Here is a 24787-nt window from a genome sequence, read left to right as displayed (position 1 = left end):
ACAGTCCTCACGCCAGGGCCCGGACGGTGCGGGCGGGCGGGACGTCGCCGCGGATGGCCGAGACCATGTCGACGACCCGGCGGGTGGCGGCGACCTCGTGGGCGCGGAACATCCGCGCCCCCGCCCAGGCCGCCACCGCCGTCGCGGCGAGGGTGCCCTCGAGGCGTTCGGTGACCTCGGTGGTGCCGAGCGTCTCGCCGACGAAGTCCTTGTTCGACAGCGCCATGAGCACCGGGCGCCCGAGCGCGACCAGCTCGTCGAGGCGGCGCAGCAGCTCGAGGCCGTGGAAGGTGTTCTTGCCGAAGTCGTGGGTCGGGTCGACCAGGATCCGCGACGGGTCGACGCCCGCCTTCTCGTGCGCCTGCGCCTGGCGGGTCACCTCCGCGACCACGTCGGCGACGACGTCGGTGTAGCGGACGCGGTGGGGGCGGGTGCGGGGGACGGCGCCGCCGGTGTGCGAGCAGACGATGCCGACGCCGAACTCCGCGGCGACCTCGCCGAGCTGGGGGTCGACGCCCGCCCAGGTGTCGTTGATGAGGTCGGCGCCGGCTGCGCAGACCTCGCGGGCGACCTCGGCCCGCCAGGTGTCGACGCTGATCGCGACGCCGGGGTGCCGGGCCCGGACGGCCTCGACGGTCGGCAGGACGCGGCGCAGCTCCTCGGCGACGTCCACGCCGGGGCCCGGCCCGGCCTTCACCCCGCCCACGTCGACGACGTCGGCACCCTCGGCGACGGCGCGGTCGACCGCGTCCAGGGCCGCGGACGGGTCCCAGGCGGCGCCGCGGTCGTAGAACGAGTCGGGGGTGCGGTTGACGATCGCCATCACCGCGATGCGCCCGTCGGTGGGCAGGAGAGGCCGGTGGCTCGACATCACCTCGATCCTGACACGGCCGAGGGGGCGGGGCCCGGCGCGAGCGCGTCCAGGGCGTCGGCGACGGTGGTGGTGCGCACCACGCCGGCCAGGCCGCGGTCCGAGACGAACCCGGTGCCGCGCAGGCTCTCGAGCCAGGCGAACAGCGGGTCGTAGTGGCCGTCCGGGTCGAGCACGACGACCGGCTTGTCGTGCATCCGGAGATAGCGGGACGTCCACGCCTCGAACAGCTCCTCGAGCGTCCCGAGCCCGCCGGCCAGCGCCAGCACCGCGTCGCTGCGGGCGTCCATCTCGCCCTTGCGCGTGCGCATGTCGCCGACGACGACGAGCTCGTCGCTCTGCTCGTCGGCGACCTCGTGGGCGACGAGCGCCTCGGGGATGACGCCGACGGTGCGGGCGCCGCCCTCGCGGGCCGCGCGGGCGACCGCGCCCATCATCGACACCCGCCCGCCGCCGGAGACGAGGCTCCAGCCGCGGGCCGCGATCGCCGTCCCGACGTCGGACGCCAGCGCGAGGTAGGGCTCGGGCACGGGCCCGGACGCGCAGAAGACGCAGACCCTCACCGAGCCGCTCACCGGGCCGCTCACGACCCCACGGCCTCCCGGAACCCCTCCTCGACGATGGTCACGACCTCGTCGATGTCGTCGGTGAGGTGCACGAGGTCGACGTCGCGGGCGCTGATCGTCCCGGCGTCGACGGCCGGGCCGGCCAGCCACTCCAGCAGCCCGCCCCAGTAGTCGCGGCCCAGCAGCACCACGGGGAACCGCGTGACCTTCCCCGTCTGCACGAGCACGAGCGCCTCGAACAGCTCGTCGAGCGTCCCGAAGCCGCCCGGGAGGCAGACGAACGCCTGCGCGTACTTCACGAACATCGTCTTGCGGGCGAAGAAGTAGCGGAAGCCGACGCCGAGGTCGACCCACGGGTTGAGCCCCTGCTCGAACGGCAGCTCGATGCCCAGACCGACCGAGAGCCCGCCGGCCTCCGACGCCCCCCGGTTCGCGGCCTCCATCGCGCCCGGGCCGCCGCCGGTGATCACCGCGTAGCCGGCCCGGGCCAGCGCTCCGCCGAGCTCGACGCCGCGGGCGTACTCGGGGTGCTCGGGCGGGGTGCGCGCCGAGCCGAACACGGTGACCGCGCGCGGGATCTCGGCGAGCACACTGAAGCCCTCGACGAACTCGGCCTGGATGCGCTGGATGCGCCACGCGTCGGAGTGCACCCAGTCGGCCGGGCCGCGCGAGTCGAGCAGGCGCTGGTCGGTCGTGGAGCTCAGGCGACCCGGATCGCGGTGCTCCGGGCGACGGCGGTCGATCGTGGTGGGGCGCGGCGCGGTGGCGTCGGTGCCCGCCGGGTCGTCGTGGAGCATGCCGCCGAGCCTAGGGACCGCCCACGAACGGGGCGGGGCGGCGGGGCCAACGGTTTGGGGAGCCGCGGAGCGTGGCACGCCGGTGGTTGAAAGGCCAACATCTTCTCGAGGAGGCGTTCCCCGTGGCGACGGTCACCCCCAAGGTCGCGATCATCTACTACAGCTCGACCGGCACGGTCCACGCGCTGGCGCAGGAGTACGCCAAGGGCCTGGAGAGCGCGGGCGCCGAGGTGCGCCTGCGCAAGGTGCACGAGCTCGCGCCGCCCGAGGCCATCGCGGCCAACGAGGCCTGGCAGGCCCATGCGGCGGCGACGGAGGACGTCCCCGAGGCGACGGCGGACGACGTGCTGTGGGCCGACGCCGTCGTGTTCGGCACCCCGACGCGCTACGGCAACGTGGCCGCGCAGCTCAAGCAGTTCATCGACACGCTCGGCCCGCAGTGGGCGCAGGGCCAGCTCGCCGACAAGGTGTACTCGGGCTTCACCTCGACCTCGACCGCCCACGGCGGCCAGGAGTCGACGCTGCTCGCGCTCTACAACACCGTCCACCACTTCGGCGGCGTGATCGTGACGCCGGGCTACACCGACCCGATCCAGTTCACCACCGGCAACCCCTACGGCCCGTCGCACGTCGACGGCCAGGGCGCGAACCCGATCTCCGAGGACACGCGCCACGCCACGCAGTACGCGGGCCAGCGCGTCGCGACGGTCACCCGCCAGCTCGTCGCGGGCCGCAGCGAGGCCGCCGCGATCTGAGCCGCGGGCCGACACCCCGCGGACGCTCAGGCGCGGGTCAGGTACGTGCGCAGGACGTCGCAGGCGGCCGTGACGGCCGCGACGGGCACCGACTCCTCGCGGGTGTGCGCGAGGTTCGGGTCGCCCGGGCCGAAGTTCAGCGCCGGGATGCCCAGCGCGGCGAAGCGGGCCACGTCGGTCCAGCCGTACTTGGCGACCGGGACCGTGCCGGTGGCGGTGACGAAGTCGACCGCCGCCGGCGCGGCCAGCCCCGGCAGGGCACCGGGGGCGGCGTCGGTCTCGGTGAGGTCGAAGCCGTCGAGGACGCCCGCCACGTGGGCGCGGGCGTCGTCGAGCGACCGGTCCGGGGCGAAGCGGAAGTTGACCGTCACCTCGCACACGTCGGGCACGACGTTGCCGGCGACGCCCCCGGCGATCCGGACCGCCTGCAGGCCCTCGCGGTAGCGGCAGCCGTCGATGTCGACCTCGCGGGCGGAGTGGGCGGCCAGCCGCGCCAGCACCGGCGCCGCGGCGTGGATCGCGTTCTCCCCCAGCCACGACCGCGCCGAATGGGCTCGCCGCCCGGTCGTGCGCACGACCACCCGCAGCGTGCCCTGGCACCCCGCCTCGACCTGCCCGGACGTCGGCTCGCCGAGCAGCGCGAGGTCGGCGTCGAGCCAGTCGCGGTGCTCGCGCTCGAGGCGCCCCAGCCCGTTGCGCGCGGACTCGACCTCCTCGCAGTCGTAGAGCACGAGCGTGACGTCGTGGGCCGGCTCGACGAGCGTCGCGGCCAGGTGGGTCATGACGGCGACGCCGGACTTCATGTCGCTCGTGCCGCAGCCGTACAGCGTGCCGCCGTCCCGGTGCGACGGGACGTTGTCCGCGATGGGCACGGTGTCGAGGTGCCCGGCGAGCAGCACCCGGCGCGGGCGCCCGAGCCGGGTCCGGGCCATCAGCGCGTCGCCGGAGCGCAGCAGCTCGAGGTGCGGGGCCTGGCTCGCCAGGGCGGTCTGCACCGCGTCGGCGAGGGCCGCCTCGTCGCCCGAGACGCTCGGCACGTCGACCAGCGCCGCGGTCAGCGACACGGGGTCGGCGTGCAGGTCCAGGACGACGGGCGGCGCGGTCACGGCCCCGAGGCTAACGGGGTGATCGGTCTGCTCCACCGGGTCGTCCCAGCACGACGACGGCGGTGACCAGCAGCGCGACGGCCAGCACCGGCACCGACCACCGGGCCGGCCCGAGCAGCAGCACCGCCACGACGGCCCCGGCGACGAGCGCGACGAGCTGGCGCAGCGCCGCCACCCGCCCCGGCGGCCCGCCCGTCACCGCGGCGGCGATGCCGCCGGTGAGCGTCCCGGTGAGGTAGGTCGTCGACTCCCCGAGCCGCAGCGCCGTGCTGCTCTGCCCGCCCATCGCGAGCGCCGCGCCCGCCAGCAGCACCGTCGTGGGGACGGACGGGACCAGCCACGCCGCCGCCAGGACCACCAGCACGGCGAGCTCCACGAGCAGCGGGCGGGCGATCGCCGAGGGTCGCCGGCGCCACAGCAGCGACCACACCCCGACACCCGCGGCGAACCCGGCCACGGCCACCAGCGGTGGCCACAGCACCGTCCCCCCGCCCCGCCCGAGCGCCGCGCCGAGCGTCACGAGGTTGCCCGTGACGACGCCCGCGAACGGGCCGCCGAGGCTCGTCACAGCCCACAGGTCCACGACGCCCGCGAGGGCGGCGAGCAGCGTCGACGCCGTCGCCGCCCGGCCGGGCGCGCGCCCGGACGCGGAGGCGGTCACGCCCGCTAGCCTGGCGGACGATGACCACTCGCGCGCACCCGTCCCGTGCCCTCGGCGTCGGCCTGGCCACCGTCACCGACGACGGCACCGTCCTCGACGTCTGGTACCCGCTGCCCGAGCTCTCGGACGCGGCGGACGACATGGCCGAGGAGCCCGGCGTCGTGGTGGTGCCGGCCGGCGAGCTCGAGCCCTCGCTGGTCGACGCGCTGGGCCCCGACCACGACCGCGGGGTCGAGGTCGTCGCCGTGCGGACGGTCGCCGACCTCACCGGACCGCCCGCGTCGGCCTACGACGTCTACCTGCGGCTGCACCTGCTCTCGCACCGCCTCGTGGCGCCCCACGGGGTCGACCTGACCGGCATCTTCGGCCACCTCGCCAACGTCGTGTGGACCAACCACGGGCCCTGCCCGGTGCCGGGGTTCGAGCGGGTCCGGGCCCGGCTGCGCGGCCGCGGGCCGGTCACCGTCTACGCCGTGGACAAGTTCCCCCGCATGGTCGACTACGTCATCCCGACCGGCGTGCGCATCGGCGACGCCGACCGCGTCCGCCTCGGTGCGCACCTCGCCGAGGGCACGACGGTGATGCACGAGGGCTTCGTCAACTTCAACGCCGGCACCCTGGGCGCCTCGATGGTCGAGGGCCGCATCTCCGGCGGCGTCGTCGTCGGCGACGGCTCCGACGTGGGCGGCGGCGCGTCGATCATGGGGACGCTCTCGGGCGGCGGCAAGGAGGTCATCGCCATCGGCGAGCGCTGCCTGCTGGGCGCCAACGCCGGCGTCGGCATCTCCCTCGGCGACGACTGCGTCGTCGAGGCCGGCCTCTACGTCACCGCCGGCACCCGCGTGACGCTGGAGGACGGCGGCGTGGTCAAGGCCGTCGAGCTGTCCGGGCGCTCCGGGCTGCTCTTCCGCCGTGACTCGACCACCGGCGCCGTCCACGCCCTGCCGCGCACGGAGAACGCCGAGGTCGAGCTGAACGCGGCGCTGCACGCCAACTGACCGGGCCGTCGCACCGGCCACACCGCGACGTCCGGGCAGTGATCGGACTCGTACGCTGGACACCGTGGACGTCGAGGTCACGCGGCTGCCGGGGATCGGCACCAAGCAGGAGTTCACGACGACGGCGGGGAGGCGGATCGGTGTGCTGACCCATCGCGACGGTCACCGCGAGCTGCTGGTCTCCGGGCGGGAGGACCCCGACGCGTGCACCGCGTCGGTGGGGCTCACCGACGCCGAGGGCCAGGCGCTGGGCACGCTGCTGGGCGCCCCGAACCTCGTCGCGCAGCTCCAGGACCAGCAGCGCGAGGTCGAGGGCATCACCACCGCGCAGTTCCCGGTCGGCGCCGGCTCGCCCTACGACGGGCGCACCCTCGGCGACACGGCGATGCGCACCCGCACCAGCACGTCGATCGTCGCCGTCGTGCGCGACCACGTCGTGTCCCCCTCGCCCGGGCCGGACTTCACGTTCCGCGCGGGCGACCTCGTCGTGGTCGTCGGCACCGGCGACGGCCTGGGCCAGGCCGCCGCGATCCTCGAGGGCGGCTGATCGGCTCGTGCACTCCACCGCCCTCTCGTTGATCGAGCTGGGCGCGCTGTTCTTCGGCCTCGGCGTGCTCGGGCGCGTCGCCGGGCGCCTCGGGATCTCGCCGGTGCCGCTCTACCTGCTCGGTGGGCTCGCCTTCGGCGCGGGCGGCTTCCTGCCCCTCGAGGGCATCGAGCCGTTCACCGGGGTGGCCAGCGAGGTCGGGGTGGTGCTGCTGCTCCTGCTGCTCGGCCTCGAGTACTCGGCCTCCGACCTCGTCGGCGGCCTGCGGCGCTCGTGGCTGGCCGGGATCGTCGACATGGTCCTCAACGCCGCCCCGGGCGCGATCACCGCGCTGATCCTGGGCTGGGGCCCGCTCGGGGCGCTGGCGATGGCCGGGGTGACCTGGGTGTCGTCGTCGGGGATCGTCGCCAAGGTCCTCGAGGAGCTGGGCCGCCTCGGCAACCGCGAGACGCCGGCCGTGCTCTCCGTGCTCGTCATGGAGGACCTGGCGATGGCCCTCTACCTGCCGATCACCACCGCCGCGCTCGCCGCGCTGGGCTTCGCCGCCGGCCTGCGCACCGTGGCCATCGCCCTCGGCCTGCTCGTCGTCGTGCTCCTCGTGGCGCTGCGGTTCGGGCGGGTGGTGTCGTCGGTGGTCGAGTCACCCAGCTCCGAGGTGTTCCTGCTGCGCGTGTTCGGCATCGCGCTGCTCGTCGCCGGCGTCGCCTCGTCGCTGCAGGTGTCGGCCGGCGTCGGGGCGTTCCTGCTCGGCATCGCGATCTCGGAGGACACCGCCGAGAACGCCACCCGCGTGCTCGCGCCCCTCCGCGACCTGTTCGCCGCGGTGTTCTTCGTCGTGTTCGGCCTCAACACCGACCCGCGCCAGATCCCCGCGGTGCTGCCGGCGGCGATCGCGCTGGCGGTGGTGTCGACGGCGACGAAGGTCGGGGCGGGGTGGTTCGCCGCGCGCCAGATCGGGGTCGGGCGGCTCGGACGGTGGCGCGCCGGCGCCGCGCTCGTCGCCCGTGGCGAGTTCTCGATCGTCATCGCCGGGCTCGCGCTGACCACGGGGTCGGTCGACCCCGGGCTCGCCCCGCTCGCCACGACGTACGTGCTGCTCATGGCGATCCTCGGGCCGGTGGCGGCCCGGGTGGTCGAGCCGGTGCACGGGGCGATCACGCGCCGGCTGCGCCCCGCGCCCGCCACCTGATCAGAGCAGGCGTTCCCGCAGCTCGTTCTTGCGGATCTTCCCGGACGCCGTCACCGGCATCTCGTCGACGAGGTGCCAGCTCGCCGGCGTCTTGTAGGCCGCCAGACGCTCCCGGCACCAGGCGTGCAGCTCCTCGGGGCGGGGCTCGGCTCCCGTGACCGGCCGCACGAACGCGGCGACCGTCTCCCCCCAGTGCGGGTCGGGCCGCCCGACCACGGCGACCTCGGCGATGCCCGGGTGGGCCTGGAGGATCTCCTCGATCTCGCGGGGGTAGATGTTCTCCCCGCCCCGGATGATCATGTCCTTGATGCGCCCCTCGACGCGCAGCCGGCCCTGCGCGTCCAGCGAGGCGAGGTCCCCGGTGTGGTACCAGCCCGCCACGTCGAGGACGGCGGCCGTGGCCTCGGGCTGGTCGTAGTAGCCCTCCATGACGAGGTAGCCCCGCGCGCACAGCTCCCCCACCTCGCCGACCGGGACGGGCTCGCCCGTCACCGGGTCGGCGATCTTCACGTCGGTGTGCGGCAGCGGCTCGCCGAGCGTGCCGGTGCGGACGTCCTCGGGGTCGTCGGGCGAGGTGGCCGTGATGATCGGGGAGGTCTCGGTGGTGCCGAAGACGATCGACACCCGCCCGCCGAGGCGGCGCTCGACCTCGCGCGCCACCTCCACCGGCACTGGCGAGCCGCCGGCGAACAGGCAGCGCAGCGAGGAGGTGTCCCGCGTCCCGGCGTCGGGGTGGGCGAGCATCGCGACGAGCATCGTCGGCACCCCGCCGGAGATCGTGGCGCGCTCGGCCTCGATCAGCTCGAGCTGGCGGGCGGGGTCGAACGCGGTGAGGTAGACGATCGTCGCGCCGGTCGCCGCCGCGCCGAGCACGCCCATGCCGCAGCCCGCGGTGTGGAACAGCGGCATCGGCCAGACGAGGGTGTCCGCGGGGCCGACGCCCATCCGCTCGAGGGTGAGCCGCGCGTTCTCGAGCAGCCCGTGGTGGCGCAACAGCACGCCCTTGGGGAAGCCCGTCGTGCCCGACGTGTACTGGATCTGCACGCGGTCGTGCGGCCGGACCTCGGGGAGCGGGGTGGCCGGGTCGCCGCCCGCGGTGAACGCCTCGAGCTCGGCGAGGTCGACGACCTCGCGCAGGTCGGGCAGGTCGCCGCGCACCTCCGCGACGATCTCGGTCATCGGGTTGCCGCGGTGGCTCGCGACGTGGAACAGCCCCGCGCTGCGCGACCGGCCGAGCACGTACGCCAGCTCGCCGGCCTGGTAGGCGGGGTTGGCGGTGACGAGGACGAGGCCGGCGAGCGCGGCGCCGTACTCGAGGAGGATCCACTCGAGGGAGTTCGGCGACCACACGGCCACGTGCTCACCGGGACGGAAGCGGCCCAGCAGCGCCCGCGCCACCTCCTCGGACCGGGCGAGCAGCTCGGCGTAGGTCAGCGTGCGCAGGGGGCCCGGCCCGGGCGAGCCCTCGACGACGGCGCGGTGGTCGGGGGCGGCGGCCGCCGCCGCGCGCAGGGCGTCCCCGATCGAGCGCTCCGGCAGCGGCACCGACGTGTCGCCCTCGCGGAAGGAGGCCGCGCCCATCCCGGCGCCCGTGGTCGTCATGCCACCACCGTGCCGGGCGGGGTGACCCGTGTCACCCCGCGGTGTCGGTCTGCGGTGTCAGTCCGCGTAGACGACGTGCCGCGGCCCGAGCCGCAGCACGGCCACGCCCTGCAGGAGCACGCCCGCCGCGATCACTGCGAGGGCGGCCGGGTAGCCGGCGGCGTCGATGAGCACGCCCATGCCGAGCGGGGCGAGGCCGGCGACGATGTACGCCGAGCCGAGCGTCATCGCCGAGACGGACGCGGACGTCGCACCGTCGGGCGTGCGCCAGGCGACGACGGCGAGGCCCAGCGGGAAGCCCGCGCCGACGGCGAGCGACGCCAGCACCACCCACGGCCAGGGCCCCACGACGGGCAGGACGGGGGCGACGAGCGTGCCTCCGACGCCGAGCGCCCCGCACACCACGCAGGCCGCGGCCCACGGCGCCCACGCCCGCCGCCGCTCGGCGAGGGCCGGCACGATCAGTGCCGCGGGGATCTGCACGACGTTCCACACCGACAGCACCAGCGCGGCGGCCTCGGTGGAGAAGCCCTGCGCCTCGTAGAACGGCGCGAGCCACGTCAGCCACGCGTAGAACTGCACCGACGACATCGCCTGGAACAGCACCGCGAGCCGGGCGAAGCGGTTGCGCCAGGGCAGCGGGACGGGCGAGGCCTGCGGGATGTCGTGCAGGCGCCGCGTGACCGGCCACCACACGACCAGCGCCAGCACCGCCGGCAGCGCCCAGGCCGCGAGCGCCCACCACCAGCCGCCCAGGACGTCGGCCAGCGGCAGCGCGGTGAGCGACGCGACCGTCGCCCCGCCCATCATCGACACCGTGTAGAGCCCGGTGGCCGCGCCCGCCCGCTCGGGCAGGTGGTCGCGCACGACGCCGGTGATGGCGACGCCGACGACCCCGATCCCCAGCCCGATCGCCACGCTCCCGCCGACGAGCGCGACGACCGCGGGGACGCCGTGCACGAGCGACCCGGCGGCGATGGCGGTGATGCCGACGGCCGCCGCCCGCTCCCGGTCGATCCGCCGCGCCAGGGCGGGCGCGGCGAACGACCCGGCCCCCATCATCAGCACCACGCCGGCCTGGACCAGCCCCGCCACCCCGGCCGAGATGCCGAGGTCGGCGCGGACCGTCTCGATCAGCGGCGGGTACGCCGACAGCGACGCCCGCAGGTTGACGCCGAGCGCCAGCACCGCGAGCAGCACGACGACCGGGCGCACCGGTCGCTGCGTGTCGGTCACCCCGCGAGGCGCTGCGCGGCCGCGGCGATGCGCTCGTCGGACGCGGTGAGCGCGACGCGCACGTGCGCCCCACCGGCGGGGCCGTAGAACTCGCCGGGCGCGACGAGGATGCCGCGCGCGGCGAGGCGGTCGACCGTCGCGCGGCAGGGCTCGTCGGCGGTGGCCCACAGGTAGAGCCCGGCCTCGGAGTGCTCGACGCGCAGCCCGGCCGCCTCCAGCGCGGGGCGCAGCACGGTGCGGCGGGCGTCGTAGCGCGCGCGGGTGTCGGCGACGTGGACGTCGTCGCGCAGCGCCGCGGTCATGGCCTCCTGCACCGGGCGCGGGACGATCATCCCGGCGTGCTTGCGCACCTGCAGCAGGCCGCCGACCAGCACCGGGTCGCCGAGCACGAGGCCCGCGCGGTAGCCGGCCAGGTTCGAGGTCTTCGACAGGGAGTGCACGGCCAGCAGGCCGGTGACGTCGCCGCCGTGCACGCCGGGATCGAGCACCGACGTGGTCAGGACGCCCGGGCCGGGCAGCGCGAGGTAGCACTCGTCGGCGGCGACGACCGCGCCCGTCGCCCGGGCCTCCGCGACGCGGTCGGTCAGCGCCGCGGCGTCGAGCACCCGGCCCGTCGGGTTGGACGGCGAGTTCAGCCAGAGCAGCCGGGTGCCCGCGGGCAGCGGCTCGTCGTCGCGCACCCGCGCCGGGCGCGCGCCCGCGAGCTGCGCGCCCACCTCGTAGGTGGGGTAGGCGAGGTCGGGGAAGGCGACGACGTCGCCCGGCCCCAGGCCCAGGAGCGTCGGCAACCAGGCGACCAGCTCCTTCGAGCCGATCGTGGGCAGCACCGCGTCCGGGTCGAGACCCTCGCCGGCGCCGCGGCCCGCGCCGTGGCGGCGGGCCAGGGCGTCGACCGCGGCCTGCCGCAGCGCGGGCGTGCCCCACGTCTGCGGGTAGCCCGGCGAGTCCCAGGCGGCGCGCAGGGCCTCGCCCACGGCCTCGGGGACCGGGTCGACGGGCGTGCCCACCGACAGGTCGACCACCCCGTCCGGGTGACCGCGCGCGATCGCGGCGGCCCCGGCGAGGCTGTCCCACGGGAAGTCCGGCAGGGCCGGGAACCGGATCCCGGCCGGACCCGTGGTGGTCACTCCCGTCGTCACTCGCCCTGGGGCGGCAGCTCGGGCACGGGGCCCGCGTCGCGGTCGACCTTGCCGACCTTGGCCGCCCCGCCGGGCGAGCCCAGCTCGTCGAAGAAGTCGACGTTGGCCTGCGTGTAGACCGACCACTGGTCGGGGACGTCGTCCTCGTAGTAGATGGCCTCGACGGGGCAGACCGGCTCGCAGGCCCCGCAGTCGACGCACTCGTCGGGGTGGATGTACATCATCCGCCCGCCCTCGTAGATGCAGTCGACAGGGCACTCCTCGATGCACGCCTTGTCGAGCACGTCGACACACGGTTCGGCGATCACGTACGTCACGTCTGCTCCTGCTCCTCACTCACGATGCTCGGGCCTCTCCCCGCGACCCACGCGTGGTGGTGTCACGCGGCCGTCGGGTGACGCCTGCGGCGAGTATTCCGTCCGGCGCCGCGTCACGCCCGTGCGGGGGCGCCCTGATTGCCCAGCTCGGGGATGGCGGCCGTCACACCCTCACGCACGTCCCTGCTCACGCGCCACCCACCGGGCCGCCGCGCGGGCGGCGCGCTTGAGCCCGGAGCGCTCGCTGCGGTAGCTGCCGACCGCGCCCACGACCGGCAGGTTGGCCACGCCGCGCCAGACGCGCCCGCCCTGGGGCCGGCGGTCGAGCTCGGACTGCAGGCCCCACAGCGTCTTGCCCATGCGCCACACCGCGTGCGCCAGCGCGGAGAGCCGGCCGCGCTCCTCGTGCTCCTGCCCGACGGTGCCGCGCAGCTCCCCGGCCTCGCGCTCGACGTCGGCGCCGTGCGGGTCGCCGTGCCGGCTCGGGTCGACGTCGCGGCCGAACAGCACGTTCGCGAGCAGGCGGACCTGCTCGTCGCGCCCGTCCATCCCGTGCTCGCTGGCGATCGCGCACACGACCAGGCCCTGGGCGGCGAGGCCGAGGATGTCCGACACCGGCAGGCGCCGCGCCAGCGCGCCACCGATGCCCGGGATCGACGCGACCACCGAGGTGAAGCGCCCGACGCGCGACACCCACCACTGGTCCCGCTCCTCGGGGCTCATCGACTGCCACCGCGGGGTGCCGGGCAGCTTCGACGTCGCGAGCCGGTCGAGCGCCCGGGCGCGCCCGTGGCGCAGCACGCGCCCGGCGCGGCCGCGACGGGTGGTGGGCGCCGGCTCGGGCTCGCGTCCCGACTGCTCGGAGAGCTCGAGTGCCCGGCGGCGGGCCAGGCGCCCGAGCCGGAACGGGTCGGCGTCGCGCAGGCCGCGCAGGACCGGGCCGGTGGCGGCGACGAAGGGCCGCAGGACGCGGACGACGTGCTCGTCGGGGATGGCGGGCATGGCGGCACGTTTCCCGACCGCCGGGGCCTTCAACCCCGGGCCTGCGTCACCCGGCGGCGCGCCGACGTCCACGACAGCGCCAGGGCCCCGGGCAGCACGCCGCCCGCCAGCAGGACGATCGCCCGCCAGTCCGGCGGCAGGACCCCGCCGCCCGCGGGGCTCCACAGCCCCGCCCCGACGACCGTCAGCGTCCACACCGCGAGCACCACCAGCGGGGCCCGGCTGCCGGGCCGGGCCGCGTCGGCGGCGAGCACGAGCACCGGGGTCGTCACCAGCGCCACGACCGCGGCCAGCGGCAGCGGCACCGCGCCCTCGCCGACCCGCACGGTCAGCCACGCCATCTCGGTCCACGCCAGGAGAAGCGCGTCCAGCGCCAGCACCCCGACGGCGACGACGCCCACCACCGCGCGCCGGGAGGGGCCGGAGCGAGGGTCACCCTCGCTGCTCTCCGCGGCGCGAGGGACGCCCTCGCTCCCCCCGGGGGAGCTCACGCCGGGGCGAGCAGGTCGTCGGCGGCGGCCCGGGGGCCGCGCAGGTGCACGAAGCACTCGACGCCGAGCACGGGCTGGGCGAGGCCGTTCGACAGCGCGTAGACCGGGGGCTCGGCGCCGTCGTCGTACACGGCGATCTGGGTGGCGTGCGCGCGCAGCGCGGCCAGCTTGGCGACGCGCGCCCCGCCGAGCGGCAGACGCGTCGTGATCGTCGCGTCCGGAACGGTCGGCAGGTCGTCCACCGGCGGCACCGGCAGGCCGAGCCACGAGCGGCGGCGCAGCACCGCGAGTGCCGCGTCCACCTCGTCGCGCGGTGCGGCCGTCGCGGCGACGGTGATCGCCGACGCGTCGGGGTCGACCTCGGCGACGGCGGCCATCGTGATCTCGTGGGCGCGCACGTGGTCCGGGTGGCCGTAGCCGCCGGCGTGGTCGTAGCTCACCACCACGCGCGGCCCGACGTCGCGCACCACGTCCACCAGGGCCTTCACCTGCGCGTCGAACGCGTCGGGCGCCGCGAAGGCGTCCGGGGAGATCGCGTCCGGAGCGGCCGCCAGGATGCCCTCGCCGACGCGGACCATCCCGGAGTCGTGCCATCGGCCGACCCTGCCGAGCCAGCGGTGGTCGGTGACGCCCAGCGCCGCGCAGGCCCGGGCCAGCTCGCCCTCGCGGTACTCGCCCAGCGCGTCACCGGCGAGGTGGCGCAGCCCGGGCGGGATCACCTCGCCCGCCTCGCCGCGGTTGCACGTCACGAGCGTCACCGGCGTCCCGGCCTGTGCGGCCCGCGCCATCAGCCCGCCACACGTGATCGTCTCGTCGTCGGGGTGGGCGTGGACGAGCAGCAGCGGACCGGGACTCACGAACCGGTGACGGTAGGCGCTCCGCTCCCCCGGCGCCGCCACCGGGTCGGACGGGTGGCCTAGTCGGCCCGGACCAGGTGCGGCGGCTCCGCGAAGTGGCACGCCGCCGGGTGGTCGGTGGACGGGCGCACCTCGAGCGCCGGCGGGTCCTCCGCGCAGATCGTCGCGGCCTTCGGGCAGCGCGTGCGGAACCGGCAGCCCGACGGCGGGTCCGCGGGGCTCGGCACGTCGCCCTCCAGCCGGATCGCCTCGCGCCGCCCGCGCAGCGACGGGTCGGGCACCGGCACCGACGACAGCAGCGCCTGCGTGTACGGGTGCGCCGCCCGCGTGTAGATCTCGTCGGCGGTGCCGGTCTCGACGATCGAGCCGAGGTACATCACCGCGACGCGGTCGCAGAGGTGGCGCACGACGCCGAGGTCGTGGGCGATGAACAGGTACGCCAGCCCGAACTCGCGCTGCAGATCCGAGAGCAGGTTGAGCACCTGCGCCTGGATCGAGACGTCGAGCGCCGACACCGGCTCGTCGCACACGATGACCTTGGGCCGCAGCGCCAGCGCCCGCGCGATGCCGATGCGCTGGCGCTGCCCGCCGGAGAACTGGTGCGGGTAGCGGCGGATGTGCTCGGGGTTGAGCCCGACCACCTCGAGCAGCTCCTGCACCCGTCGGCGGCGGTCGCCCTTCGGGGCCACCTCGGGGTGGATGTCGAAGGGCTCACCGACGATGTCGCCGACCGTCTTGCGCGGGTTCAGCGACGTGTACGGGTCCTGCAGCACGATCTGCATGTCGCGGCGCCACGCCGTGAGCGCCGACCCGCGCTTGGCGAACAGGTCCTCGCCCTCGAACGTCGCCGTGCCGCTCGTCGGCGGCGTCAGGCGCATGAGGACCTGCGCCAGCGTCGACTTGCCGCAGCCGGACTCGCCGACCACGCCCAGCGTCTCGCCGGGGTAGAGGTCGAGCGAGACGCCGTCGACGGCCCGGACGTGGCCGATCGTGCGGCGGAAGAGGACTCCGCGGGTGACCGGGAAGTGCTTGACGAGGTCGCGGACGGACAGCACGGGCTGGGTCATCGCCCCACCACCTCCTGGGTCTCCGGCCGGTCCGGACCCTGCGCCACGAACCGCTCGGCGAAGTGGCAGGCGGCCTGGTGTCCGTTCCCGAGCGCCCGCAGCGGTGGCACCTCGTCCGTGCAGACGTCCTGCGCGTACGCGCAGCGCGGGTGGAACGGGCAGCCGTTCGGGATCGCGGACAGGCTCGGCGGCAGCCCGGGGATCGGCCGCAGCGCGGCGCCCGCCACGTCGTCCACCCGCGGCACCGAGTCCATGAGCCCGCGGGTGTAGGGATGCCCGGGGCGGGCGTAGAGCGTCGCGGCGTCCGCGTGCTCGACGATGCGCCCCGCGTACATCACGGCGATCCGGTCGGCGACCTCGGCGACCACGCCGAGGTCGTGGGTGATGAGGATCAGACCCATCCCCCGCTCGCGGCGCAGCTCGTCGAGCAGCTCCATGATCTGCGCCTGCACGGTGACGTCGAGCGCGGTCGTCGGCTCGTCGGCGATGAGCAGCTCCGGGTCGAGGGCGAGCGACATCGCGATCATCGCCCGCTGCCGCATGCCGCCGGAGAACTGGTGCGGGTACTCCCGCACGCGCTGTGTCGCGTTCGGGATCCGCACCATGTCCAGCATCTCCGCGGCGCGCTTCATCGCGTCCCGCCGCGACATCCCGCGGCGGAAACGGAACTGCTCGGCGATCTGGAAGCCCACCGAGTAGACGGGGTTCAGCGCCGACAGCGCGTCCTGGAAGATCATCGCCATCGACTCGCCACGCAGGAGGCGCCGTCGCTCCTCGTCGGCACCGAGGAGCTCCTCGCCGCGGAAGCGCACCGCGCCGCCGGTGACCCGCCCGGGTGGGGTGTCGAGGATGCCCATGATCGTCTGGGCGGTGACGCTCTTGCCGGAGCCGGACTCGCCCAGCACCGCGAGCGTCTCGCCGGCGTCGACGTGGTAGCTCACGCCGTTGAGCACGGACGCGGTGTCGCGGCCACGGCCGAACTCGACGCGGAGGTCGTCGACCTCGAGCAGGTGCTCTCCCGGTCCCGTCATCGACGTCACCGTCCTCTCGGGTCGAAGGCGTCGCGGACGGCGTCGCCGAGCATGACGAACGCCAGCACCGCGACGACGAGGAAGGCGGCCGGGAAGAACAGCGACTGCGGGATGTCGGCCACGCGCTCCTGCGCTTCGGAGATCATCACGCCCCAGGACACGACGGGATCGCGCAGGCCGATCCCGAGGAAGGACAGGGCGGCCTCGGCGCCGATGAACACCCCGAACTGGATGGTCGCGAAGACGAGCACCGGCGCCAGCGTGTTGGGCAGGATGTGCCGCGTCACGATCCGCCAGGGTCCCGCGCCCAGCGCGCGGGCCGCCTTGACGTAGTCCTGCTGGGTCGCCTCCAGCGCGGCCGCCCGCATGATGCGCATGGCCAGGGGCCAGGACAGCACGACGATCGTGAGCACGACCTGGGTGACGATGCGGACCTCGCCGACGATCTGCCCGGGCCGGTTGAACGTCGTGAGGATCACGATGCCGCCGAGGATGAACGGCAGCCCTGCGAAGATCTCCGCGATCCGGGAGATGAGGCCGTCGGACCATCCGCTGCGGAACCCGGCGACGAGCCCGGCGATCGCGCCGACCACGACCGTGCCGAGGCTCGCCAGCAGCCCGACGGTGAGGGTCGGCGCGGCGCCGTGGATCGCGCGCGCGTAGATGTCGCGCCCCTGCAGGTCGCGCCCGAAGATCGCGTCCGGCGAGGGGTCGGCGCCGGAGAGCGAGAGGTCGGCGGCGCGCGGGTCCACCGAGGTGAACAACGACGGGAACAACGCCATCAGGAGCAGGACGACGATGAGCGCGGACGAGACCCAGAACAGCGGGCGCCGGCGCAGCTGGGCCCAGCCGTCGGCCCACAGGCCACCGACGGCCTCGACGCCCTCGACCTCCTCGGGCTCGGCGGCCCCGGCGGCCCGGACGGCCGGTGCGGCGTCAGTCATAGCGGATCCTCGGGTCGAGCACGGCGTAGAGCAGGTCGACGATCAGGTTCGCCAGCAGGAAGACGATGACGAGCAGGGCGACGATGCCCACCACGGTGGCGGTGTCCTGCTGCTGGATGCCCCGGAACACCAGCCCGCCGATACCGCGGATGTTGAACACGCCCTCGGTGAGGATGGCCCCGCCCATGAGTGCACCGATGTCGTAGCCGAGGAACGTCACCACCGGGATGAGCGAGTTCCGCAGCATGTGCACCCCGACGACCCGGCGCCGCGGAAGTCCTTTGGCCACCGCGGTGCGCACGAAGTCGGCGCGCTTGTTCTCGACGAGGCTCGTGCGCGTCAGCCGCGCGATGTAGGCCATCGAGAGGCTGCCGAGCACGAGTCCCGGGATGAAGAGCTGGCCGATCGTCGGGTTGTTGGGCACCGAGGGCCGGATCCAGCCGAGTTCGACCCCGAGCACCTGGCGCAGCACGAGGCCGGTGACGAACACCGGCAGGGCGATGAGCACGAGCGTCGAGACCAGGACGAGGTTGTCGACGAACCCGCGGCCCCGCAGCCCGGTGAGGACGCCGGCCGCGATGCCGATCACGGCCTCGATGGCCACGGCGACGAGGGCGAGCTTGATGGTGATCGGGTAGGCGTTCGCGATCAGCGTGGACACCTCGGTACCCGAGAACGTCTGCCCGAAGTCACCGGTGAGCAGCGACCCGAGGTACTTGAGGTACTGCACGATCAGCGGGTCGTCGAGGTTGTAGCGCTGGGTCATCTCGGCGACGTAGGACGCCGAGCAGGCGCGCTGCCCGCACTTCCCCGCGAACGGGTCGTCCGACAGTCCCCAGACGAGGAAGTAGACGATGAAGGTCGTCCCCAGGAACACGGGGACCAGCTGCAGCAGGCGCCGCAGCGTGTAGCGGCCCACGGTCCTCCCTTCGGCCGGACACCGGCCCGGGTGACCGCGCCTCGCTGCGCGGTCCCGGGCCGGCGGTGGTGATCGGGCCGGGAGTTCAGCCCTGCGGGTTGAGCGCGTAGGTCGAGGTGACCTGGCGGTTGAGCGGGTTGTGCTCGGCGCTGGCCACCCGGGAGCTGTTGCCGTAGATCACCGGGCGGCTCCACAGCGGGATGTTCGGCATATCGGCGAGCACGAGGCGCTCGGCCGCCGCGTAGCCCTGGTCAGCCGCCTGGACGGTCGGCGCCTGGTCGGCCGCCGAGAGCGCGGCGTCGACGGCCGGGTTGGAGTACCCGTAGTCGTTCGACGAGGCCCCCGTGCGGTAGAGCTGGGTCAGGAAGGTCTCGATGTCGGGGTAGTCGCCCTGCCACCCGTTGCGGAACAGGCCGGTGAAGCCCTGGGAGTTGGCCAGCCGGCGTTGCTCCTGGAACGACGGGACCGGGGTGTAGCGGGCATCGATGCCGAGGGTCTGGCGGATGCTGTTGGCCACGGCCTGCATGTAGGGGTCGTGACCACCGTCGGAGTTGGCGGTCAGCGTCAGCGGGCCCTGGAACCCGCCCGCCTGCGCGAGCAGCTGGCGTGCGCGGTCCGGGTTGTAGGTGCAGAGCTCACCGCACTGGCCGGGCACGAAGCCCTGGGCGGCGGCCGTCGCGTAGCCCGACGCCGGGGTGTAGACGCCACCGAAGATCTGGTCGACGATCGTCCGGCGGTCGATGGCCATGGAGATCGCCTGGCGCACCAGCGGATTGGCGAACCGCGGGTCGTAGAGCGGGAAGCCGAGCGAGTCGGTGACGAGCCCTTCCTTCTGGTGGGCCCCCGCCCCCAGGTCCTGCCGCCAGCGTCCGCCGCCGAGAGCGGCCGACGGGATGGCCCGGACGTGGTCGAGGTTGCCGGAGATGACGTCGTCGTACGCGGTCTGCAGCTCGGAGTAGACGCGGAACTGGATGCGCTGGACCTGCGCCTTGTCCTGGCCCGCGTACTGGTCGTTGCGCACCAGCGTCAGGCTCTGGTTCGGGGTCCGGCTGTCGAACCGGAACTCGCCGTTGCCGATCGGCCGGTCCTCCCAGGCCTGGCGGTTCTGGAAGAACGCCTGGGGCATCGGGTAGTAGGCCGAGTAGCCCAGCGTGAGCGGGAAGATCGTGAAGGGTGCCTTCAGCGTGACCGTGAAGGTCTGGGGGTCGACCACCCGCAGGCCGCGCATCGTCGGCGCGGTCGGCGCCTCGGTCGAGACCTCGTCGTAGCCGTCGATCTTCTCCATGAACGACTGCGCCTGGGCGGCGTTCGGGCCGGACGCGGTCCAGTTCCAGGAATCGACGAAGCTCTGGGCGGTCACCGGCGTGCCGTCGTGGAACGTCCAGCCCGGCTTGATCCTGATGGTGAAGGTCTTGTTGTCCGTCGTCGTGATCGAGTCGGCGACCTCGTTGGACGGCCGACCGGTGTTCACGTCGTACTTCACGAGGCCGGCGAACAGGGCGTCGATCACGTCGCCGCCGTTCTGCTCCGTCGTGTTCCCCGGGATGAGCGGGTTCTCCGGCTCGCCCCACTCGGAGCTGATGGTCGACGCGTTCTGGTCGTCGCCCCCACCTCCGCCGCACGCGGTGGCGACCAGCGCCACGGCGAGCACCCCGGCCACCAGGGTGACCAACCGACGCAACGACAACGTTCCTCCTCGTGGTGGCGGGAAGGCCGGAACCGCTCGCGCGGGGCAATCGTGTCGTCACCGCGCGTCACTCGGCCGGGAGGAACCTAAGGGTTTCCCTAGAGAGGGGCAAGAGTTCCGAGAACGTTCACGGCATCCGTCACAGAAACGTCAGTTGATGCCGTCGTCCCCGCGCTGGCTCGCCGGGGGCGGGGTCCAGCGGTCGGCGCCGGCGAAGGGGCTCGCGGTGAGCGGCGGCACGACGACGTCGGTGCGGTCCGACGGCCCGACCAGCACCGACGCGGCCTGGAAGAGCGGGATCGTCGGCAGCGAGCCCCACAGCGCGGGCTCGGCGAGGGCGAGGGCGGTGTCGGTGGAGACCGCACCCGAGGACGCGGCGTCCAGCAGCGACTGCAGGGCGGGGTCGCAGAAGCCGGTGGGCGTCAGTGCCTCGGACGCCTGGGGGTCGGTGAGCTCCTCGGTGAGCTCGGCGAGCTCCTCGGCGTCGGGGGCGCTGCCCGCGGTCGTCGGGCCCGGCGCGTCGGTCGACGTCGGCGCGGCACCGGTGGCCGACGCGGCGGGGGCCGCGCTGGTGGGCGCGGACGTGCTCGTGGGCGCGGCCGGGGTGCTGGGCACGGTGGACGTGGCGCCCGGCGTCGGCGGGGTCGCGAGGTCGGCGGCGCTGAGGTCCACGCCCGGGTCGGGGACCGTCCGGCCCGACGTCGACGGCGCGCGCCCGCCCGGGCAGCCGACCACCGACGCGAGGTCGGCGATCGGGTCCGCGCCGATCGGGAGGGCCTCGAGGGCGATGTCGGCGACCGCGAGGTCCGACGCCGAGTTGGGCGTCGGCGGGACGGTGGTCGTCGTGGTGGACGTGCTGCTGGCGCCGACCGGGAGCGGGGTGGTCGGGGTGGGGCTCGCGCCCGGGGTGGTCGGCGTGAGGGTCGGGGCCGGGGTCGCGGGGGTCACCGGGGTCGCCGGCGTCGTGGTCGACGCCGGGCCGCGGCCGGGCAGGAAGCCTGCGTCGCCGCCGTCGGCCACCACCACCGAGGCGATGCCCGCCGTGCGCAGCTGCGTGCCGAGGGTGCCGAGCATCCGGCCGTACGGCGCGACCTGCGGCGGGGCGGCCAGGCGCAGGACCAGCGGCTGGCCCGCGCGCTGCCAGATGCCGTCCGCGCCGCGCGTGTAGCCGGCCTCGGTGAGCAGCCCGGCCGCCTCGGCGAGGTCGCGGCGCGCGGCCGGGGAGTCCGGCGTCAGCGTCGCCCGGTAGCCGGGCTCCGACGGCGCCCGCGCGAAGGCGTCGGCCGGCAGGTCGGCGCTCGGCCCGCCGTCGGCGCCCACCGTGCGCAGGGCGTCGCGGTCGAGCGCGGCGGCCACGGCCCGCCGGACGCGCAGGTCGGCCAGCGGGCCGTCGTCGCTGCGCAGGGCGAGCTGGACGAGGGCGGGCTCGGGCAGCGTCCGGACGGTCAGGCCCGGCCCGGCGGCGGCCAGCGCGGCGAGGTCGGCCCCGGTCGCGCGGAACTGGGTGGCCTGGACGTCACCGGAGCGCACGCGGTCGATGAGCGAGCCCGCCTCGGCGGCCTGGAAGACGACCTCGTCGGGCACGCCGGGCGTGCCCCAGAAGCGGTCGTTGCGGGCGAGGGTGACCTGCCCGCGGATGCGGTCGACGACGCGCACGGAGTAGGGGCCGGCCGACACCGGGATGCTGTCGGTGAGCCCGCCGCCCCACGACCCGGGCGCGTCCTTGAGCAGGTGGGCGGGCAGGAGGTGGTCGAACAGCGTCGGCCACGCCGGGTACGGGCGGTCGAACACGACGTCGACCGCCTTGCCGCCCGCGCGGGAGCGGACGTCGCTGATCGCCCGGTAGCCCGCCGAGCTGATCACCCCGGGCTGGCTGCGCATCTGCTGCCACAGGTAGACGAAGTCCTCGGCGGCCACCGGCGCGTTGTCCGACCAGCTCGCCGCCGGCGCGATCTCGTAGGACACGGTGAACGGGCGGGTCCCGGTCACGCGGGCCGACGTCACGACGGCCGTGTCCAGCCGCGGCTCGCCGTCGGGCCCGGGGCGGAAGGCCGACGGGAGCACGAGGGCGGCCATCGCGCGCGAGACCGGGGTGTCCTCGGCGACGCGGTGGGGGTTGAAGCCGATGCCGAGGTCGTCGACGCCGAGGCGCAGCTCGGTGGGGTCCGGCTCGAGCTGGGGCGTCGGGGCGGGGGCCGGCGTCGGCACCTGGCCCACCACGGGCGGCGGGTCGCCGGAGCACGCCGCCAGGACCGCGAGGACGAGCAGGAGGGCGGGGAGGACTCCGACGGCGCGTCGGGGACCTGTCACAGCCTTCGTCCGGCCCTTCTGCCTCGGGGGACCGCGTCGGTGGACCGGCCGGACGGACCCCGCGGGACCCGCCGCACCGGCGTGGTCATCGTGACACGGAGGGGCCCGTCGGCCCCCGTGGGGTCTGGATCCCGACGGGACCCGGAGGTTAGCCTCACCTCATGGGCAAGGGCGCCAAGAAGGAGAAGGAGCCCCGAGGGGACAAGGCCCCGAAGGTGCCGCTCCACCTCGAGCACTACGCCCACGCCGCGCCCCTCACCGGCGCGAAGAAGATCAAGAAGCAGTGCTGCCGCTCGACCCCGCGCTGCAAGGGCTGCCCGGTGCTGCTGATGCGCGCGGCCCGGCTGGCCGATGCCGGCGTGACGGGCAAGGACCTCAAGAAGGCGCTGAAGAAGGCGCGGGCGGCCTGAGCAGGGCCGCCAGGTCGGGCAGCACCGCGCGGTCGGCGTCCAGCCAGTCGACCCCGTCGAGCTCGTCGTGGTCGACCCAGCGCAGGGCGTCGTGCTCGAGCGCGGTGGGCTCGCCGTCGGTCCGGCAGACGCGGATGCGCAGGACCCGCCCGCCGGGCAGCGCCACCTCCGGCCCCACCCGCTCGCCCACGTCGACGGCGTCGAGCGCGAGCTCCTCGCGCAGCTCGCGCGCCAGGGCCGTCGCCTCGTCCTCGCCCGGTTCGACCCCGCCGCCGGGCAGCTCCCAGCGTCCGGCCGCCGCCGCGGGCCGGGTGCGCCGCGCGGCCAGCACCCGCCCGTCGCGCACCACGGCCGCCCCCACCACGACGTGTCCCATGCGTGTCAGGATGCCGTCATGGCCGAACTCCTGAGCGAGGACGCGATCGCCGAGGCCCTCGAGGGCCTGCCGGGCTGGCAGCGGGAGGACGACGCCACGATCGTCCGCTTCGCCAAGCTGCCGAGCTTCGTCGAGGCGGTGCGCGCCGTCGACGCGGTCGCCGAGCTGGCCGAGGAGAACGACCACCACCCGGACATGGACATCCGCTACAACAGCCTGAAGTTCAAGCTGTCCACCCACTCCGAGGGTGGCCTCACCGCCAAGGACACCGACCTCGCCGCGAAGATCTCGGCCGTGCTCGACGCCCGCGGCGCCTCCTGATCGAGGCACCCGGGCGGCTCTGGACCGCGCCCTTCGTCGCGGTCCTCGTCGCGACGGTCCTCGCCTTCGGCGGCTACGCGCTGCTCCTGCCGGCGGTGCCGGTCCACGCCGCGGCCGGGGGGGCGAGCCCCGGCGCCGCGGGCGCCACGACGGGCGTGTTCATGGCGGCCACCGTCGCCACCCAGCTGGCCGTGCCCGCGGTGCTGCGCCGCGTCGGGCCGCGGACCGCGCTGATCGCCGGGGTGCTCGCCCTGGGCGCCCCGGCCGCGCTGCTCGCGGCGACGGCCGCGCTGCCCGCGCTGTTCGCGGTGGCGGTCGTGCGCGGGATCGGGTTCGGCCTGGTCACGGTGACCGGGGCGGCCCTCGTCGCCGACCTCGCCCCGCCGGCGCGCCGCGGGCGGGCGGTCGGCGTCTACGGGCTCGCGCTCGGGCTCCCGCAGCTCGCCCTGCTCAGTGGCGGCGTCTGGGCCTACGCGGCGCTCGGCCCGGCGACGGTCATGCTGGCCGGCGCGGTCCTGCCGGTGCTCGCGGCCCTCGCCTGCCTGCGGCTGCCGTCGCGGCCGGCGCCGGACGCGACCGGCGAGCCCGCGGCGGGGCTGCCCCTGCGGGTGGTGACGGGCCCGTGGACGGCGATGGTCGTGTCGGCCGCCGCGGCGGGCGGTGTCATCACCGTGCTGCCGCTGTGGACGCCCGGCGTCGGCTCCCCGACCGGCCTGGCGGGCGGCACCGCCACCGCCGCCGTCGCGCTCGCCGTGCTCACCGCGGGCCAGCTCGCGGGCCGCAGCCTCGCCGGCGAGCTGGCCGACCGGCGCTCCCGCCGCACCCCGGTGCTCACCCTGCTCGGGCTCGCGGCCGTGGCGGTCGGGGCCGGCGCCGTGGCCGCGGGCGCCGGGGTCGAGGGCGCGGTCGTGCTCGCGGGCGCCGCCGTCGTCGGGCTCGGCTTCGGCGCGGTGCAGGCCGACACGCTGCTCGGGCTGTTCGCCCGCGCCGGTCCGGCCCGCTCGGGCGCCGCCAGCACCTGGTGGAACACCGCCTACGACGCCGGCACCGGGCTCGGCGCCGCGGCGCTCTCGGCGGTGCTGGGCGTCGCCGGCGGGCCGGCCGCGTTCGTCGTCGCCGCCCTCGCGTGCCTGCTCGCCGCGCCGGTCGCGCTGCTCGTCGGGCGCCGCGGGTGAGCTAGCGGCCCAGCCCGACGTCCACGCAGGCCACGACCACGCAGGCGCCGACGCCGATCCCGCCGCCACCACCACCGCCACCACCGCCACCACCGCCGGAGCCGCCCGACCCGCCGGACGAACCCCCCGAGGACCCGCCCGACGAGCCACCGGACGACCCGCCGGAGGACCCGCCGCCGCCCGACGACCCGCCGCCCGACCCGCCGCCGGAGTCGCCGGAGGACCCGCCGGAGGACCCGCCGGACGACCGGCTGCCGGACCCGGACTCCCCCGCTTCCGACCCGCCCCGCCCGGTCGGGGACCCGGCCCGCTCGGTGCCCCCGTCGGCGCCGGTGGGCACGGCGGCGGCCGCCGGCGCCACGTCCGCGGTGGGGACGGGCGTGGCGCCGGGCGCCGGGCCAGCGACCGGGCCG

26 protein-coding genes and 1 pseudogene are annotated in these 24787 nt (G+C 75.5%); 7 read left to right on the top strand and 20 right to left on the bottom strand.

From position 1 onward, the window contains the following. Window positions 1–7 precede the first annotated feature (7 nt). The 3 genes from folP to ABD994_RS19645 are packed head-to-tail and all read right to left on the bottom strand — an operon-like array spanning window position 8 to window position 2234. Window positions 8–871 (bottom strand): dihydropteroate synthase, encoded by an 864-nt coding sequence (gene folP, locus ABD994_RS19655; protein ID WP_345418831.1) that lies wholly within the window; start codon window positions 869–871, stop codon window positions 8–10. Then, window positions 871–1458, bottom strand: coding sequence for an LOG family protein (locus ABD994_RS19650; RefSeq protein WP_345418829.1), 588 nt, complete (start codon window positions 1456–1458; stop codon window positions 871–873). Before ABD994_RS19650 ends, folP begins: the two co-directional genes overlap by 1 nt. After that, window positions 1455–2234, bottom strand: a complete 780-nt coding sequence (locus ABD994_RS19645) for an LOG family protein (protein ID WP_345418826.1) — start codon at window positions 2232–2234, stop codon at window positions 1455–1457. The genes ABD994_RS19650 and ABD994_RS19645 overlap by 4 nt, the downstream gene beginning before the upstream one ends. A 122-nt stretch (window positions 2235–2356) precedes the next feature. Between ABD994_RS19645 and wrbA the strand changes: the two genes are divergently transcribed. Beyond that, window positions 2357–2989: an NAD(P)H:quinone oxidoreductase gene (gene wrbA / locus ABD994_RS19640; RefSeq protein WP_345418823.1), complete on the top strand. Its 633-nt coding sequence runs from the start codon at window positions 2357–2359 to the stop codon at window positions 2987–2989. A gap of 26 nt (window positions 2990–3015) precedes the next feature. Here the strand turns inward: wrbA and dapE are convergent, their stop codons facing one another. Both dapE and ABD994_RS19630 read right to left on the bottom strand, forming a co-directional pair. Beyond that, the gene (dapE, locus tag ABD994_RS19635) at window positions 3016–4095 is read right to left on the bottom strand and encodes a succinyl-diaminopimelate desuccinylase (protein ID WP_345418820.1); all 1080 of its coding nucleotides are present in this window, start codon (window positions 4093–4095) and stop codon (window positions 3016–3018) included. A gap of 10 nt (window positions 4096–4105) precedes the next feature. Continuing rightward, window positions 4106–4756, bottom strand: a complete 651-nt coding sequence (locus ABD994_RS19630) for a DUF1275 family protein (protein WP_345418817.1) — start codon at window positions 4754–4756, stop codon at window positions 4106–4108. 20 nt (window positions 4757–4776) lie between these two features. Between ABD994_RS19630 and dapD the strand changes: the two genes are divergently transcribed. The 3 genes from dapD (at window position 4777) to ABD994_RS19615 (ending at window position 7490) form a co-directional block, all read left to right on the top strand. Further along, entirely contained in the window at window positions 4777–5754 is a 978-nt protein-coding gene (dapD, locus tag ABD994_RS19625) for a 2,3,4,5-tetrahydropyridine-2,6-dicarboxylate N-succinyltransferase (RefSeq protein ID WP_345418814.1), read from the top strand. Window positions 5755–5818: 64 nt separating this feature from the next. Continuing rightward, window positions 5819–6301, top strand: coding sequence for a cation:proton antiporter regulatory subunit (locus ABD994_RS19620; protein ID WP_345418811.1), 483 nt, complete (start codon window positions 5819–5821; stop codon window positions 6299–6301). Window positions 6302–6308: 7 nt separating this feature from the next. Next, window positions 6309–7490: a cation:proton antiporter gene (locus ABD994_RS19615; RefSeq protein ID WP_345418808.1), complete on the top strand. Its 1182-nt coding sequence runs from the start codon at window positions 6309–6311 to the stop codon at window positions 7488–7490. On the opposite strand, the gene ABD994_RS19610 is transcribed toward ABD994_RS19615, so the two are convergent. The 13 genes from ABD994_RS19610 to ABD994_RS19550 all read right to left on the bottom strand — a co-directional run bounded on the left by ABD994_RS19610 (window position 7491) and on the right by ABD994_RS19550 (window position 22092). Beyond that, complete coding sequence (locus ABD994_RS19610) at window positions 7491–9092, bottom strand: AMP-binding protein (RefSeq protein ID WP_345418805.1); 1602 nt, start codon at window positions 9090–9092, stop codon at window positions 7491–7493. A gap of 57 nt (window positions 9093–9149) precedes the next feature. Further along, entirely contained in the window at window positions 9150–10328 is a 1179-nt protein-coding gene (locus tag ABD994_RS19605) for an MFS transporter (RefSeq protein ID WP_345418802.1), read from the bottom strand. Further along, window positions 10325–11455, bottom strand: a complete 1131-nt coding sequence (gene dapC / locus ABD994_RS19600; protein WP_425550087.1) for a succinyldiaminopimelate transaminase — start codon at window positions 11453–11455, stop codon at window positions 10325–10327. Before dapC ends, ABD994_RS19605 begins: the two co-directional genes overlap by 4 nt. A gap of 8 nt (window positions 11456–11463) precedes the next feature. Continuing rightward, the gene (fdxA, locus tag ABD994_RS19595; RefSeq protein ID WP_345418799.1) at window positions 11464–11784 is read right to left on the bottom strand and encodes a ferredoxin; all 321 of its coding nucleotides are present in this window, start codon (window positions 11782–11784) and stop codon (window positions 11464–11466) included. A 171-nt stretch (window positions 11785–11955) separates the two neighbouring features. Next, on the bottom strand, window positions 11956–12786 hold the full coding sequence (locus tag ABD994_RS19590; protein ID WP_345418796.1) for a hypothetical protein: 831 nt from the start codon (window positions 12784–12786) through the stop codon (window positions 11956–11958). 29 nt (window positions 12787–12815) lie between these two features. Next, a complete protein-coding gene (locus ABD994_RS19585; RefSeq protein ID WP_345418793.1) occupies window positions 12816–13277 on the bottom strand; it encodes a hypothetical protein in 462 nt (153 codons plus the stop codon). After that, window positions 13274–14134 carry an N-acetyl-1-D-myo-inositol-2-amino-2-deoxy-alpha-D-glucopyranoside deacetylase gene (gene mshB, locus ABD994_RS19580; RefSeq protein ID WP_345418789.1) on the bottom strand — a complete coding sequence of 287 codons (861 nt, stop codon included), beginning with the start codon at window positions 14132–14134 and terminating at the stop codon, window positions 13274–13276. The genes ABD994_RS19585 and mshB overlap by 4 nt, the downstream gene beginning before the upstream one ends. A gap of 59 nt (window positions 14135–14193) precedes the next feature. Beyond that, complete coding sequence (locus ABD994_RS19575) at window positions 14194–15201, bottom strand: ABC transporter ATP-binding protein (protein ID WP_345418786.1); 1008 nt, start codon at window positions 15199–15201, stop codon at window positions 14194–14196. Next, a complete protein-coding gene (locus ABD994_RS19570; RefSeq protein ID WP_345418783.1) occupies window positions 15198–16232 on the bottom strand; it encodes an ABC transporter ATP-binding protein in 1035 nt (344 codons plus the stop codon). The genes ABD994_RS19575 and ABD994_RS19570 overlap by 4 nt, the downstream gene beginning before the upstream one ends. 5 nt (window positions 16233–16237) lie before the next feature. After that, entirely contained in the window at window positions 16238–17176 is a 939-nt protein-coding gene (locus ABD994_RS19565; protein ID WP_345418780.1) for an ABC transporter permease, read from the bottom strand. Then, complete coding sequence (locus tag ABD994_RS19560; protein ID WP_345418777.1) at window positions 17169–18095, bottom strand: ABC transporter permease; 927 nt, start codon at window positions 18093–18095, stop codon at window positions 17169–17171. Before ABD994_RS19560 ends, ABD994_RS19565 begins: the two co-directional genes overlap by 8 nt. A gap of 85 nt (window positions 18096–18180) precedes the next feature. Beyond that, window positions 18181–19776, bottom strand: a complete 1596-nt coding sequence (locus ABD994_RS19555; RefSeq protein ID WP_345418774.1) for a peptide ABC transporter substrate-binding protein — start codon at window positions 19774–19776, stop codon at window positions 18181–18183. 156 nt (window positions 19777–19932) lie between these two features. Next, window positions 19933–22092, bottom strand: a complete 2160-nt coding sequence (locus tag ABD994_RS19550) for an ABC transporter substrate-binding protein (protein WP_345418771.1) — start codon at window positions 22090–22092, stop codon at window positions 19933–19935. 161 nt (window positions 22093–22253) lie between these two features. On the opposite strand from ABD994_RS19550, the gene ABD994_RS19545 reads away from it, so the two are divergent. Next, complete coding sequence (locus ABD994_RS19545; protein WP_345418768.1) at window positions 22254–22502, top strand: hypothetical protein; 249 nt, start codon at window positions 22254–22256, stop codon at window positions 22500–22502. Here the strand turns inward: ABD994_RS19545 and ABD994_RS19540 are convergent. After that, window positions 22468–22878, bottom strand: a complete 411-nt coding sequence (locus ABD994_RS19540) for an NUDIX domain-containing protein (protein ID WP_345418765.1) — start codon at window positions 22876–22878, stop codon at window positions 22468–22470. The two genes, ABD994_RS19545 and ABD994_RS19540, sit on opposite strands and share 35 nt — an antisense overlap. 18 nt (window positions 22879–22896) lie before the next feature. On the opposite strand from ABD994_RS19540, the gene ABD994_RS19535 reads away from it, so the two are divergent. Together ABD994_RS19535 and ABD994_RS19530 are read left to right on the top strand one after the other, a co-directional pair. Further along, window positions 22897–23199, top strand: coding sequence for a 4a-hydroxytetrahydrobiopterin dehydratase (locus ABD994_RS19535; RefSeq protein ID WP_345418936.1), 303 nt, complete (start codon window positions 22897–22899; stop codon window positions 23197–23199). Next, window positions 23196–24374, top strand: a complete 1179-nt coding sequence (locus ABD994_RS19530; protein WP_345418933.1) for an MFS transporter — start codon at window positions 23196–23198, stop codon at window positions 24372–24374. Before ABD994_RS19535 ends, ABD994_RS19530 begins: the two co-directional genes overlap by 4 nt. A gap of 1 nt (window position 24375) precedes the next feature. Here ABD994_RS19530 and ABD994_RS19525 read toward each other — a convergent pair. Next, window positions 24376–24787, bottom strand: a pseudogene (locus ABD994_RS19525) (hypothetical protein); the annotation flags it as partial.

It is taken from the genome of Actinomycetospora chlora (assembly GCF_039542135.1).
GTDB lineage: Bacteria > Actinomycetota > Actinomycetes > Mycobacteriales > Pseudonocardiaceae > Actinomycetospora > Actinomycetospora chlora.
The sequence above is the reverse complement of the archived record's forward strand: the minus strand, read 5'-3'. Positions and strand labels throughout refer to the sequence as shown.

Excerpts from the sequence above, each read along its gene's own strand:
- folP (WP_345418831.1), bottom strand. The coding sequence starts at position 871 with ATGTCGAGCCACCGGCCTCTCCTGCCCACCGACGGGCGCATCGCGGTG.
- ABD994_RS19645 (WP_345418826.1), bottom strand. The coding sequence starts at position 2,234 with ATGCTCCACGACGACCCGGCGGGCACCGACGCCACCGCGCCGCGCCCC.
- dapD (WP_345418814.1), top strand. The coding sequence starts at position 4,777 with ATGACCACTCGCGCGCACCCGTCCCGTGCCCTCGGCGTCGGCCTGGCC.
- ABD994_RS19610 (WP_345418805.1), bottom strand. The coding sequence starts at position 9,092 with ATGACGACCACGGGCGCCGGGATGGGCGCGGCCTCCTTCCGCGAGGGC.
- ABD994_RS19590 (WP_345418796.1), bottom strand. The coding sequence starts at position 12,786 with ATGCCCGCCATCCCCGACGAGCACGTCGTCCGCGTCCTGCGGCCCTTC.
- ABD994_RS19575 (WP_345418786.1), bottom strand. The coding sequence starts at position 15,201 with ATGACCCAGCCCGTGCTGTCCGTCCGCGACCTCGTCAAGCACTTCCCG.
- ABD994_RS19570 (WP_345418783.1), bottom strand. The coding sequence starts at position 16,232 with ATGACGGGACCGGGAGAGCACCTGCTCGAGGTCGACGACCTCCGCGTC.
- ABD994_RS19565 (WP_345418780.1), bottom strand. The coding sequence starts at position 17,176 with ATGACTGACGCCGCACCGGCCGTCCGGGCCGCCGGGGCCGCCGAGCCC.
- ABD994_RS19545 (WP_345418768.1), top strand. The coding sequence starts at position 22,254 with ATGGGCAAGGGCGCCAAGAAGGAGAAGGAGCCCCGAGGGGACAAGGCC.
- ABD994_RS19540 (WP_345418765.1), bottom strand. The coding sequence starts at position 22,878 with ATGGGACACGTCGTGGTGGGGGCGGCCGTGGTGCGCGACGGGCGGGTG.
- ABD994_RS19535 (WP_345418936.1), top strand. The coding sequence starts at position 22,897 with ATGGCCGAACTCCTGAGCGAGGACGCGATCGCCGAGGCCCTCGAGGGC.